We start from the raw sequence: 11470 nt of genomic DNA, 5'->3' as shown, positions 1-11470 counted from the left end.
GGCCGAGGCGCTGGTCGAATTCGAGCGCACCTGCGCGTGGAGCTAGCCGGCTAGCCTGCGGTTTGGTCAGTCGGCGGCCCGGTGCGATACGCTGTCGTGGCTTCAAGCGGGGTGTGGCGCAGCTTGGTAGCGCGCTTCGTTCGGGACGAAGAGGCCGTGGGTTCAAATCCCGCCACCCCGACCCAAAGAGCCTGTTAGCAGGCGTGCGGCCGACCTACCCGGCGATAACTTCCGGGCAGTAGGCCTGGGCGCTGGCGCTCACGAAGAAGGCCGCTTCGTTGGCGTCCCAGTAGTCCTCGGCCTGCCGGACCTCCATCACGACTCGGTCATAGGACTTGCCCTGTTGCATCTCGCTGCAAAGACTGTGCGCGTAGTCGATGGTGCCGCGCTCGTCGGGTATCTCCCTGCCCAGACCGTTACGGATGTTTTGGAGGAACTGGGCGTCGACCGGATCTGCGTGCACCGGTGCCGCGAGGGCCGTGGCGCTCACGACAACCGCTGCGACGGACAGACGCACCTTCATACGGACCAGAATCTATCGGCTGCCCAGTCCGTACGCCACCTGGCGCTAGAACCAGACTTTGCGGCCCCCCACCGGTCGCCCGACGGCTCCCAGGAGCCACAGGATCAGGCCGACGACCACCAGGATGCCGCCGATCGTGTACAGAAACCCGAGGCCGGTGAAGTAGCCGATCACCAGGAGAATGATCCCCAAAATAATCATCGTGTGCCCCTTCTGTTGAACGCTGTCTAATTAGCTGGGCTTAAGCCCGGGTACCCGCTACGGGCGTCGCCAATCGGATTGCCCGGCCACCTTTTCCGCTCCACGACGACCGGGGCGCGGTGCGCATGCGCCGCTATCGGCCTCGATCTGTCGTGCCGCCGTTGGAATCAGCCTGCTGTGCGAGTTTGGTTCGGGCTTGGTCGATTTGGTCGCAGGCATAGTTCGCCATGGTGGCAAGCGCCACCCGCATCGCACCCGCGTCGGCCTCCCACCGACGGGTCGAACCCTCCATATCGGCCAGCGGAGCGGACAAGCACGCCGGATGACAACTGGACACCTGTCCAGCTAAGGTTCAGTCGGAATTCGTGCTGTAAAGGAGTGGTCGGTGAGCAAGGTGCCCAGCAGAAAGGCGCGGTTGGCGCATGCGGCCAAGCATGCCGAGTTGTGGAACGCAGGTAGCAAAGACGAGTGGGTCGAATCGTGGCGAACCATCTGCCCGGCCGAAGTCAGGATGTTTGATCCGGTGGGCACCGAAGAGAAGCACGGTTTGGAGACCGCTACTTCGGATGCGTTCGACGCCTTCCAGCCCTTCTTGAAGATCAAGATGATCACCGTGCACGTCAACGGCGACGAAATGGCGTGGGTGTGCAAGAACTTCTTCGGCACCGAGCCCAATGTCCAATCAACTTACAGCATCGAAACTTTCGCTTGGGATCAAGACGGTAACCTTTTGATCAAGACTTATTATCCGATGCCTGAAAGCGTTGGCGCAGAGGACGATCCCTACGTGCATCTGCTTGAAGGGCAGAACTCCCAAACCGATCCGAACTAGGTGCAGTCCACGTTCACCTGCATGGACCGATTCGTAGGTGAACAAAAGGGTCGCGACACGGTCTCAGATGCGTACCTTTTGTCGGATCACTGATCACAACAGCCCCGCAGATCTCTATCGTCACATGTGCAAGTGCGGGCGTCAATGCGGCGTCTTGCCCGTGAAAGGTGTGACATTGTCGGCGTTTCCGCGAATCGTATCGGCCTCGGTGGCGTCGGCGGCCGCTCTCGGACTCGTCGTCGGCATCGTCGTCGCTCCGCCCGCGTCCGCCACGCCGTGCGAAGCGCCCGAGGCGAACATCGAGCCTCCTGCCACGGCCGCTCCGGTGCCGGCGCCCGCGCCGGTTGTCCGACCACCGACCGGCCGCAGGCCCTCTAACACGAATGACCGTGCGCCACTTCCGAAATTGGGCCCGCTGATCTCGTCGTTACTCAAACCGGGAACTACCCGATACTCCGCGCCGAAGCAGAATCAGGCGCAGGTGGTACCACGTGCCGAAGGCACACAGCCAGGGCCCAATCCTCCCCAACCAGGCGCCCAGCCACCGAATGCAACCCAGTTGCGCCCGAACGCGGCCCCGCAGCCGCCGCCCCAGCCAGCGCCTCAGCAAGCCCCGCCGGCACCCGAGGCGGCACCACCGGGACCGCCGCCCGCCTCGATCGCCGGCGCCCCGACCTCGCTCGTCGACTGGGTGACCGGGATCAACGGCCCGAACAAGACCCTCGAACGTTTCGGCATCTCCGGGACTGACCTCGGAATTGCCTGGGACAACGGCGATCCCGGTAATCGCCAAGTCCTCATGGCATTCGGCGACACCTTCGGCTACTGCCGCGTCCACGGTCAGCAATGGCGATACAACACGCTGTTCCGCAGTACGGACCATGATCTGTCGCACGGAATTCACGTGGCGCCCGGCTCGGCGACCGACAAGTATGCGGGGTCGCCGTCATATCCATCGGGACTCTCCAGACAGATCATCCGCACCATGAGGAAGGCGCCCCACGAGACCGGGATCATTCCTACGGCCGCGATCTCGATCGGCGGCACACAAATCATGAACTTCATGTCCATCAGGGAATGGGTTCGGGACGGGGACTGGCGTACGAACTTCTCGGCGATCGCAGTGTCCCGCGACAACGGCCAGAACTGGGGGGTTTACCCGGGCACTATTCGGCCGAACGACCCGGACAGCGTCCCGGGGGCGAAATTCGTTCCAGGCAACGAGAAATTCCAGATGGGCGCGTTCATGAAGGGCAACGACGGCTACCTGTACTCGTTCGGAACCCCCGCCGGTCGCGGCGGCGCGGCGCATCTGTCGCGAGTTCCTCCGCAATATGTGCCGGACCTCAGCAAGTACCAATACTGGAACGGTGACGGAGAAGGCCGCTGGGTCCCGAACGACCCGGGAGCGGCCACACCGGTCATCCCCGGCCCGGTCGCCGAGATGTCAGGCCAATACAACAGCTATCTCAAGCAATACCTGGTGCTCTACACCAACGGCGGGAACGACGTCGTGGCCAGGACTGCGCCGGCACCTCAAGGACCTTGGAGCCCAGAGCAATTGCTCGTCTCGTCCTTCCAGATGCCCGGCGGCATCTACGCCCCGATGATCCATCCCTGGTCGTCGGGTAGAGACCTCTACTTCAATCTGTCGCTGTGGTCCGCATACGACGTGATGCTGATGCACACTGTGCTGCCCTAGCTTTTGCGACTGCTCGGCCGATACCGCACTCTGGTGCCGCGGCGGGGCGCGAGCATGATGGAGCGCCGCACGATCTTCTCGGGGCTTTCGTCGACGGCGGTGAACTCGCCCTCACGCAGCAGGACGTGCAGCACCGTGATCAGCTCTCGCATCGAAAAGCTAGCGCCCAGACAGCGTTTGACGCCGCCGCCGAACGGGACCCAGGCATATGTCTGCGGTCGAGTGCCGAGGAATCGCTCGGGGCGGAACTCGTGCGGATGCTCATACACCGAAGGGTTTCGGTTGATGGCGATGATGTGGACCACGATTCGGGTGCCGGGATCGACACGATAACCCCCGATCGGGAACGCTTTCGCGGCGACACGCGACGTCAGCGGCGCCGGCGGACGCACCCGCAGCGCCTCGTGAATCACCGCCGTCGTGAAATCCTCCTCGCCGCAGAGAGCTTCGGATCGCACCCGTCGCAGCGCGTCGGGGTGGTGCAGCAGCAGGTCCATCACCCAGGCCAATGTCGTGGCGGTGGTCTCGTGACCCGCCAGCATCAAGGTGATCAGATCGTCGCGAATCTCGCTGTCGGACAACCGCTCGCCGTCTTCGCCGCGCGCACACATGAGCAACGCCAAGACGTCGGCCTGCTCATCCAACCGGGGATCGTTGCGCCGCTGCGCGATGAGCGGCATGACCACGTCGTCGATCTCCCGGTTGGCTCGGGCGCGCTGCCGCCACACTCGCAACGTGCCGAAGTGACGCAGCGCGTAGCGAACCGTCAATTGTTCGGAGACACCAAGATTCAGCAGCCGCTCGAATGGCCGGCCCAGGCGCCGCACCTCGTCGGGATCATCGGCGCCGAAGATGACCTTGACGATCACGTCCAGCATCAGCGACCGTGCTGCCTCCAACATCTCGAACGGCCGGTCGACCGGCCAGCCGCTCATCGCCGCGCGGGTGGAGTCCTCCATGATCGGCACGTAACTGTTCAGTGCTGCTCCGTGCAACGGCGGCGTCAACAGCTTGCGCCGCCGAAGATGCTCCGGTTCCTCCTGCACGAACATCGATCCCGACCCGTAGATCGCCGCCGCGGGTCCCACGCCTTCACCCCCGAGCAGGACATCGGTTGGAGCGGTGAAGACTTCCTTGGCCAGCGCCGGGTCGGAGACGATCGCGACGTCGCCGAGGCTAAGGATCGGCATGGTCATTATCGGGCCGTATCGACGGATCAACCGCATCATCCGGCGCTCTCCGCCCACCAGGTAAGCCACCGCATACGCTGCCGCGAAAGCCACTCGCAACCTGTGGGGAGCGGGCAGCCCCGGTGGCGGGGGCAAGGCATCCGGTTCCACGCTAACGACACAACACGGCGGGCTTGGCCAGGTCAAGGAGTCAGAGCGCGCGCCTGGCAGCGTTCCAGCAGGATCTGCGCCAGCCGCCGCGGTTCGCTGATCATCACGTCGTGGCAGGTGTCTATCGGATAGACGGCATCCACACCGCCCAGCGCGTCGATGCTGGCCAGCTGTTGAGCTTGCGACAGCGTTCGGTCGTCGAGCGTCATGACCCAGGTTCGGGATACGTCCGCCGGAATATCGCAACGCTCCATCCGCTCGGCAACGATGGTCATGGACTCCGTCCAGATCCGCGACATCGCGAATTGCCTTTGCGCTCGGGTCATCCCGTTGCAGAACAGCACACGCGCCGCCAGCGGCGATTTGTAGGGTCTGCCGATCCTGGCGCCCCAACGGACGAATGGGGCGGCGAGCCCCGGGATGGTGTCCGCCATGGAACGCCCTTCGGGCGGAATGATCGCGGTCACGAAGACCGTCTCTGCGACGCGCGACGCGCCCAGCTTGGCCACCACGCTCGGCACGATGAACCCCGACATCGAATGCGCGGCGATGACGACTCTGCCCAGCTCGGCCTGATCGACGTCAGCGACAACCGAATCCGCCCAATCCCCGATCGTCGCCTTGCGCAGGTCCCCCGGCTTACCCCGACGACCGGGCAAGTCGACCGCTAGAACCCGCAATTCCGGTGTGCTGCGGTGTAATTCGCTCACCACCAGATCCCAGCTGTCCGCGGCGTGGGCTCCGCCGTGGATGAGAACCAAATCGGGAAGCGGCACAGACAGTGACACTACCGGTAGATCGTCGCGACCCATGGCTGCGTGCAGAAATGCTCCTGTGCGATCGCGGGGTCGATTCCGACGGCCTGCAACGCGGCTACCTGCTTGGCCTGAGCACCCGCCGGATAGTCGTCGCTGTACAGCCTGCACAGGACATTGCCGTTGCGCACCCAGTCGTGCTGCACAAAGGGCTCCGGCCCCGCTTCGGCCGCCCGCATCTCGAGCAGGGCCACTTCGACCAGCTTGTCGTCGACCCAGCGATACAGCTGCACCCCTCCCTCCACGGCGCTGGCATGCGCGTAGAGGCCGAAGAATCCCTCGGGGTGTGGATAGAAGCGGCGAAATCCGAATATCGTGCCGGCCCGGACGAATCCCGTTGGCTGGCCGGTCATCCGCCATACGGCCATCGGTTCGCCTCCGGTCCCGCCCCGTCCGGTGACAACCAGCAACGCGGGCGTGCCGCTGTTGTCGATGTCTTGCAGCCCGGGTACGACACCGGTTTCCCCGATCGCGTCGGTGGGCTCCCGGAACTCCTGAGCAACCGCACCTTGGTTCCGTAGGGTGAACGACCATGCCGGATCGCTGGACACGTCAATCGTCAGGCCGGTGCCGATCTGCAGCACACACCGCACATGCTGGTCGTGCAAGTTCGGCCCGAAGTCCATGGACACCTTCTGGCATGGAGGCGGTTCTTGTTGTGGCGCAGCGACATTGGATAAAGTCGAGGCCGACACGTGCGCGGGTCCAGCCGCCCGGCACCCACCTGTCGTGATCGTCGCAGCGACGGCGATCGCGACCAAGACGCGCCGGCTGATCCCCATTTGCCGAACAGTAGCGGGGCGCAGCCGCCAATGCCGTACCGATCGCGGGCCAAACGGCCACCACAAGCGATTTCAGTCAGGCACACCGATGCCCGGCGGCGTCACGCGCAGTCAGCGCAGATCGGGCGGCCACCGGCGGAACTGCGCAGCCGGCTGCGGTGCTGAACCAGGAAGCAGCTCGAACAGGTGAATTCGTCGGTCCGCACCGGGATCACGGCCACCGTCAATTCTTCGCCGGACAGGTCGGCGCCGGGAAGGTCGAAAAATGGCACGTCGTTCAGGTCGTCGTCCACCGTTGCCGCCGATGACCTGGGCAACACCGGTGTCAGCTCGCGAAATGGGGACCTGTCCGCGGTATCGACGTCGGACACGCGGCGGGCGTCGTAATCGCTTGCGGTCGACATGGGTTTTCCTTCCTCGCTGAGGGGAGGGTCAACCTGGCTGCATGTAGTCAACCCGTGGCACAGGCGATACCCCGTTCAGACGCTGGCCACACCTATAAATGCGAAGAAATTCAACACGTGACTACCGGCGCCGAGGCACACGGCGAAACCGGCCAAACCGGGAGCTTTAGCGGGCCGGCAACCGGATCCGGTACCCACCGCTGGGCGCGGGCGCAGTTTTCTCGAAACGCGGTGACGGCCAAGGCAATTCACTATCGAGAACGCGCGGTTTGCTACGCAGCACCGCGGCCAACCCGAACCAGGGTGCCGTTGCGGCCAGAAGCAAAGTCGCGGCAGCCACCACCAGGTACCCGTTCGCCAAGGCGATAAGGCCCACCACCAGAGCGACCGCCCAGACGGCGGCCGCCACCCGGCTGGCCACGCTCGCCGATTCACCGACGTGCCCGGCAGTGCCAGATCCATCGTCAACAGGTCCGCTTCGAGATCCCGGCGGAGTCGGCGCGACAAACACGGTCGGGAGTTACCCCTTCGCCGCGAAAATCAAACACCGGAGATCGCGCGGCGCCCTCACTTCCCGCCCAAGCGCAGCAATAGCGGCACTAACAGCCAAAACAGCGTGAACAGTCCCAGCGCGCACGCCCCTGCGACGATGCCGGCGTTGCGCCCGGACACCGCGGCGAAAACGATGACCGTCATCCCGGTCAGCGCGGCGCCGAGCAGTCCCAGCCCGGCGAAGGCACACCGGTGCGCCGCCGACACCAGCACCTGGAGGCGATGGCGGCGGAACAGCAGCCGGTGCATGGCGACCGGCGCGATCAACAGCACCGTTGCGGCCGCCGAACAACTCACCGTCGCCAGATACACATTGCGCATGTCTGCGCTGAGAACGTCGAAACGCTGCTGGAACGGCAACGTCAACAGGAAACCGGTGAGCAGCTGGACGCCGGTCTGTACCACGCGCAGTTCTTGCAGCAGGCTGCTCCAGTTTCGGTCCAGCCGTTCGAGTTCGGTTTCGTCGCGCTCGCGGCTATTCCAGCCCTGATCCCGCTCCGGATGATCGACATCCATGCTCGGGCTAGCGGTTCAGCTTGCCGTCCCGCACGCCGGTCAGCGCGTCCTCCAGCGTCTGGTACAGCGCAAAGGTCTTGTCCAGGCCGGTCAGGTGAATCGGCCGCCGGGTCGCCGGGCCACGCGCCACCACCCCGAACTCGGCCGAGGTGCCGAGCTTTTCGTAGGTCGCCGCCAAGATCTTCAGCCCCACCGAGCCGAGAAACTCGACCGCGGAAAGGTCGATGACCAGCGCGGTCGGAGTGTCAGCAACCACTGCGCCAATTGCTTGTTCCAAGGCGGGAGCGGTAACCAAATCGATTTCGCCGCTGACCGTGACCACGGACACCCCATCGTGGTCCGCAACCAACGTGGTAATCGAATCAGGAGCTGACAATGGCGATCCTTCGTCCGGGCCTCAAGTGCCGTAAGTGTGGTGCAAGCCTAACCCGCTTGGCGAACTGCGGAGAAGAAAAGACCTCAACACCTACCGTGCAACTGTCCAGGCTAGTCTCGCCATAGGAACTGCGCCGTGCGGAGCGCGATACGCCAGGCTTAGTAGGCTTAGTAGGTTTAGTAGGCCCTAGGAGGCCAGATGTCGGATTCGCCCTTGGAGAGCACCAACACCAGCGCCAGCGCAGGGACGGTCAGCATCTCCAGTGAGGGTCTGTTGCCCCAGCTGGTCCAGCACCTGCGGCGGAATCGAACCATTCTGCGCGAGGAATGGGCCCGCAGGATCACCGAAGCCCAATTGCTCACCGCGATGACGCCCGAGGAACTCTTCTCCGAAGCCACCGCGGTGTACGACAACTACGTCGAGGTGCTCGAGACCGGTAGCGTCGAGGCACTGCAGGCCTACGCCCGCGACCTCTCCGAACGCATCATCCCGCGGGGCGTGGAAACGGACGAGGTGCTTGGCATCGTGCTGCTACTGCGAGACGTGCTCGCGCGCTCTCTGTTCGAGAAGTACCAGGCAGAGTTCGGGATGCTCAACCGGGTGCTCGACGCCTACGAACCGGCGGCGAACCGGATCGCCAACACCGTGGGCGTCAGCTTCGTGCAGGAACGCGAACGCATCATCCGGCAGCAGCAGGAGGCCATCCGCGAGCTGTCCACGCCGGTGCTGCAGGTGCGCGAGCAACTGCTGATTCTGCCCATCATCGGTGTCCTCGACAGTCAGCGTGCCCGGCAGGTCACCGAGCAGCTGCTGCGCGCCATCCGCGCCAACCGCGCGAAAGTGGTGGTGATCGACATCACCGGTGTGCCCACCATCGACTCGACAGTGGCAAACCACCTGGTGCAGACGGTGGACGCGTCGGGGTTGATGGGCGCGAGCGTGATCATCACCGGCCTGTCCTCGGAGATCGCCCTGACGCTGGTGACGATCGGGCTGGACCTGTCGAAGATGAATGCCGTCGGCGACCTGCAGGGCGGTATCGAGGAAGCCGAGCGATTGCTGGGCTACGAGGTCACCCGCGCCGGCGAGGCAAGCGGCTAAACAGAGGGCAAGCGCAAAAATTCCACCAGACTCATGCCAGTACCAATCCTGAAGCAGGGCGCGATCCTGATCGCAACCGTGCAGGCCGCGCTCAGCGACTCCGACACCGAGCGGTTGCGGTACGACCTCATGGAGCGGGTGAGCCGGTTCCGCGCGCAGGGAATCATCGTCGACGTCACCGCCATCGACGTGATGGATTCCTTCGCGGCCCGGTCGCTGCGGACGATCGCGCATATGACCCGGCTGCGTGGTGCCGACACGGTGATCGTGGGTCTGCAGCCAGAGGTGGCCTTCGCGATGGTCCAGCTGGGACTGGCGTTCGACGACATGAACACCGCGCTAGACCTGGAAGAGGGGATAGCGCTGCTCAATCGCAAGTTGGGGCTCCCAAAATCGGCGAAATCGACGATCGGGCGCGACGGTGGCGGGTGAGATCAGTGACATCACCGTCAACATCGAGAACCCCGACGACATCGTCGCTGCCCGCAAAGCCGGACATCAGCTCGCCCTCGACCTGGGATTCTCGCTGACCGACGTCACCATGATCGCCACCGCGATCTCCGAAGTCGCACGCAACATCACCAGCTACGCCGGTCGCGGCGCGATCCGGGTGGCGGTGACCGATCGGGAGGGGCGCAAGGCGCTGGTGGTACGCGCCGAGGACGACGGGCCCGGCATCGCCGATATCGAGCGGGCAATGGAGGACGGTTACTCCACCGGGCGCGGGCTCGGCCTGGGCCTACCGGGCGCTCGCCGCTTGATGGACCGCCTGGTCGTGCAGTCCGCGCTCGGCCGGGGAACTGTAGTCGAGATGTGGAAATGGGTTCCGGCCCGTGCGTGATCAAGGCCGATTTGGCCCGATCGAGTGGGCCATGGCCGGACGCCCACGGCCCGGCGAGCATGTCTGCGGCGACCAGTCACTTGCGGTCGGCGTCGACGACCGGACTGCCCTGTTCGGTGTGCTGGACGGGCTGGGCCACGGCCCGGCCGCCGCAAGCGCGGCTACCAAGGGCGTGGACGTGCTCAAGGGTGCCTCCGGAGAACGGCTGGAGGTGTTGGTCCAGCTCTGCCACCGCGTGCTGGCCGGCACCAGGGGGGTGGCGATGACCCTGGCCCGCATCGATTTCGCTGCCGGCCAACTGTCCTGGACCGGAGTCGGCAATGTCAGCGCCAACCTCGTCGCCAAGGCGGCCAGCGGCGTCCAGATCCGTTCCTCAGTCCGACTGACCGCCGGCATCATCGGCTACCGGATACCGGATATCACACCCGCACAAGTGGTTCCGATACGCACCGGGGACCTGCTTGTCATCGTGAGCGACGGCATCGCCGAAGATCACTTGGACCACATCGACTTTGCCGCCTCGGCATCACGTATTGCCGAGCAGATCCTGGGTAAACACGCAAAGGAATCAGACGACGCGATGGTGCTGGCCGCGCGTCACCGGGGTACTCCCATATGAGCAAGATATGAACGACAACAATGACTTTCATGCACGCTACGTCGCCGCGCTGAAAAGCTATCTGGAAAAGCATGACGAGGGCAGCTTGGCGGTCGGCCACGAGCTCGGGCGACGGGCCCTGCAAGAACAGATCAGCATGCTCGAGATCATCGAGAACCACTTCGCCGAAATAGACGAACCTTCAAAGAGACCGGACTTCGACAGGCCGGCCTCGGTCGAATTCCTGTTGCAGACGCTGGCCGCGCTCGACGTGGTAACTCGCGGCTATCTCGACGGCACCAGGCGTTACGAGGAACAACGGGCCCGCGCTGAGGGTCTCGCCGATCGCGACAAGTTCCGCAACGCCTTGGTGAATTCCTTGCAGGAGGGGTTCTTCGTCGCCGATCAGCAAGGCGCGATCGTCGAGATGAACGACGCCTTCGCCGAGATCATCGGCTTTCCCGCCGAGGGCATGCCGTACGTATGGCCCCACCCGTGGCTGCTGGACAAGAAGGCGGCCGCGCGGCAAATAGGCCGGGTTCTGCAGGACGGCAGTGCGGAGTACGAGACACCGATTCGCCACCTTGACGGCCGTCTGGCATGGGTGACGGTGAGTATCAACGCGGTACGCGGGTCGGGAAGCGATCATGACGCATTCGTCGGAACGGTTCGCGACATTACCGCACAACGGGCGTTTGCGGCCAGAGAAAGCGCGGTGCTGCGACTGGCCACGGCTGTGGGCGTGGCCAAGAGCTTGGCCGAGGTGCTGTCGATCACCCTCGAGGAATGCCGCACGACAGTCGACGTGCAGCGGGTGGTCGCAGTCATCTGGCCCTCAGGCGACGGTGAACCAACCATCCAGGTCGCCGGCGAGCCGTCGGTATCGA

The 11470-nt window shown here is 64.4% G+C and carries 17 protein-coding genes and 1 tRNA gene; 8 read left to right on the top strand and 10 right to left on the bottom strand.

Features of this window, described 5'->3' with window-relative positions; genetic code table 11:
• The first annotated feature begins 107 nt into the window (after nt 1-107).
• Nucleotides 108-181 (top strand) — tRNA-Pro (locus VML93_RS07110).
• 33 nt (nt 182-214) lie between these two features.
• On the opposite strand, the gene VML93_RS07105 is transcribed toward VML93_RS07110, so the two are convergent.
• Nucleotides 215-523, bottom strand: a complete 309-nt coding sequence (locus tag VML93_RS07105; RefSeq protein ID WP_325609080.1) for a DUF732 domain-containing protein — start codon at nt 521-523, stop codon at nt 215-217.
• 45 nt (nt 524-568) lie between these two features.
• Nucleotides 569-724 (bottom strand): hypothetical protein, encoded by a 156-nt coding sequence (locus VML93_RS07100; RefSeq protein ID WP_325609078.1) that lies wholly within the window; start codon nt 722-724, stop codon nt 569-571.
• A gap of 385 nt (nt 725-1109) precedes the next feature.
• Here VML93_RS07100 and VML93_RS07095 point away from each other — a divergent pair, with 385 nt between their 5' ends.
• Nucleotides 1110-1556, top strand: coding sequence for a hypothetical protein (locus tag VML93_RS07095; RefSeq protein ID WP_325609076.1), 447 nt, complete (start codon nt 1110-1112; stop codon nt 1554-1556).
• 141 nt (nt 1557-1697) lie between these two features.
• Here the strand turns inward: VML93_RS07095 and VML93_RS07090 are convergent, their stop codons facing one another.
• Nucleotides 1698-1856 carry a hypothetical protein gene (locus VML93_RS07090; protein ID WP_325609084.1) on the bottom strand — a complete coding sequence of 53 codons (159 nt, stop codon included), beginning with the start codon at nt 1854-1856 and terminating at the stop codon, nt 1698-1700.
• Here VML93_RS07090 and VML93_RS07085 point away from each other — a divergent pair.
• Nucleotides 1801-3258 (top strand): DUF4185 domain-containing protein, encoded by a 1458-nt coding sequence (locus VML93_RS07085; RefSeq protein WP_325609082.1) that lies wholly within the window; start codon nt 1801-1803, stop codon nt 3256-3258. The genes VML93_RS07090 and VML93_RS07085 overlap by 56 nt on opposite strands.
• Here the strand turns inward: VML93_RS07085 and VML93_RS07080 are convergent.
• From VML93_RS07080 to VML93_RS07050, 7 genes are all read right to left on the bottom strand, one after another.
• Nucleotides 3255-4634 (bottom strand): cytochrome P450, encoded by a 1380-nt coding sequence (locus VML93_RS07080; RefSeq protein WP_325609074.1) that lies wholly within the window; start codon nt 4632-4634, stop codon nt 3255-3257. The genes VML93_RS07085 and VML93_RS07080 overlap by 4 nt on opposite strands.
• Nucleotides 4631-5374, bottom strand: a complete 744-nt coding sequence (locus VML93_RS07075; RefSeq protein ID WP_325609073.1) for an alpha/beta hydrolase — start codon at nt 5372-5374, stop codon at nt 4631-4633. The genes VML93_RS07080 and VML93_RS07075 overlap by 4 nt, the downstream gene beginning before the upstream one ends.
• Nucleotides 5375-5385: 11 nt before the next feature.
• Nucleotides 5386-6039: a hypothetical protein gene (locus tag VML93_RS07070; RefSeq protein WP_325609071.1), complete on the bottom strand. Its 654-nt coding sequence runs from the start codon at nt 6037-6039 to the stop codon at nt 5386-5388.
• Nucleotides 6040-6296: 257 nt separating this feature from the next.
• Complete coding sequence (locus VML93_RS07065) at nt 6297-6599, bottom strand: DUF4193 domain-containing protein (RefSeq protein WP_325609069.1); 303 nt, start codon at nt 6597-6599, stop codon at nt 6297-6299.
• Nucleotides 6600-6765: 166 nt separating this feature from the next.
• Nucleotides 6766-7020, bottom strand: coding sequence for a hypothetical protein (locus VML93_RS07060; protein WP_325609067.1), 255 nt, complete (start codon nt 7018-7020; stop codon nt 6766-6768).
• Between the two features lie 146 nt (nt 7021-7166).
• Nucleotides 7167-7667 (bottom strand): DUF6328 family protein, encoded by a 501-nt coding sequence (locus tag VML93_RS07055; RefSeq protein ID WP_325609065.1) that lies wholly within the window; start codon nt 7665-7667, stop codon nt 7167-7169.
• Between the two features lie 7 nt (nt 7668-7674).
• The gene (locus VML93_RS07050; RefSeq protein WP_325609063.1) at nt 7675-8043 is read right to left on the bottom strand and encodes an STAS domain-containing protein; all 369 of its coding nucleotides are present in this window, start codon (nt 8041-8043) and stop codon (nt 7675-7677) included.
• A gap of 198 nt (nt 8044-8241) precedes the next feature.
• Here VML93_RS07050 and VML93_RS07045 point away from each other — a divergent pair, with 198 nt between their 5' ends.
• The 5 genes from VML93_RS07045 to VML93_RS07025 all read left to right on the top strand — a co-directional run.
• Nucleotides 8242-9144, top strand: a complete 903-nt coding sequence (locus VML93_RS07045; protein ID WP_325609061.1) for an STAS domain-containing protein — start codon at nt 8242-8244, stop codon at nt 9142-9144.
• A 33-nt stretch (nt 9145-9177) separates the two neighbouring features.
• Complete coding sequence (locus VML93_RS07040; RefSeq protein ID WP_325609060.1) at nt 9178-9576, top strand: STAS domain-containing protein; 399 nt, start codon at nt 9178-9180, stop codon at nt 9574-9576.
• The gene (locus tag VML93_RS07035) at nt 9566-9985 is read left to right on the top strand and encodes an ATP-binding protein (protein ID WP_325609058.1); all 420 of its coding nucleotides are present in this window, start codon (nt 9566-9568) and stop codon (nt 9983-9985) included. Before VML93_RS07040 ends, VML93_RS07035 begins: the two co-directional genes overlap by 11 nt.
• Nucleotides 9978-10604: a SpoIIE family protein phosphatase gene (locus VML93_RS07030; RefSeq protein WP_325609056.1), complete on the top strand. Its 627-nt coding sequence runs from the start codon at nt 9978-9980 to the stop codon at nt 10602-10604. Before VML93_RS07035 ends, VML93_RS07030 begins: the two co-directional genes overlap by 8 nt.
• Nucleotides 10605-10611: 7 nt before the next feature.
• On the top strand, nt 10612-11470 hold an 859-nt coding region (locus VML93_RS07025), incomplete at its 3' end, for a phosphatase RsbU N-terminal domain-containing protein (RefSeq protein WP_325609054.1).

Origin of the sequence: Mycobacterium sp., assembly GCF_035499775.1 — a bacterium.
Classification (GTDB): Bacteria; Actinomycetota; Actinomycetes; order Mycobacteriales; family Mycobacteriaceae; genus Mycobacterium.
The sequence above is the reverse complement of the archived record's forward strand: the minus strand, read 5'-3'. Positions and strand labels throughout refer to the sequence as shown.

What these genes read in the sequence shown, in the direction of transcription:
- VML93_RS07105 (WP_325609080.1), bottom strand. Translation starts at nt 523, where the DNA reads ATGAAGGTGCGTCTGTCCGTCGCAGCGGTTGTCGTGAGCGCCACGGCC.
- VML93_RS07100 (WP_325609078.1), bottom strand. Translation starts at nt 724, where the DNA reads ATGATTATTTTGGGGATCATTCTCCTGGTGATCGGCTACTTCACCGGC.
- VML93_RS07090 (WP_325609084.1), bottom strand. Translation starts at nt 1,856, where the DNA reads ATGTTCGCCTCGGGCGCTTCGCACGGCGTGGCGGACGCGGGCGGAGCG.
- VML93_RS07070 (WP_325609071.1), bottom strand. Translation starts at nt 6,039, where the DNA reads ATGGACTTCGGGCCGAACTTGCACGACCAGCATGTGCGGTGTGTGCTG.
- VML93_RS07065 (WP_325609069.1), bottom strand. Translation starts at nt 6,599, where the DNA reads ATGTCGACCGCAAGCGATTACGACGCCCGCCGCGTGTCCGACGTCGAT.
- VML93_RS07055 (WP_325609065.1), bottom strand. Translation starts at nt 7,667, where the DNA reads ATGGATGTCGATCATCCGGAGCGGGATCAGGGCTGGAATAGCCGCGAG.
- VML93_RS07045 (WP_325609061.1), top strand. Translation starts at nt 8,242, where the DNA reads ATGTCGGATTCGCCCTTGGAGAGCACCAACACCAGCGCCAGCGCAGGG.
- VML93_RS07040 (WP_325609060.1), top strand. Translation starts at nt 9,178, where the DNA reads ATGCCAGTACCAATCCTGAAGCAGGGCGCGATCCTGATCGCAACCGTG.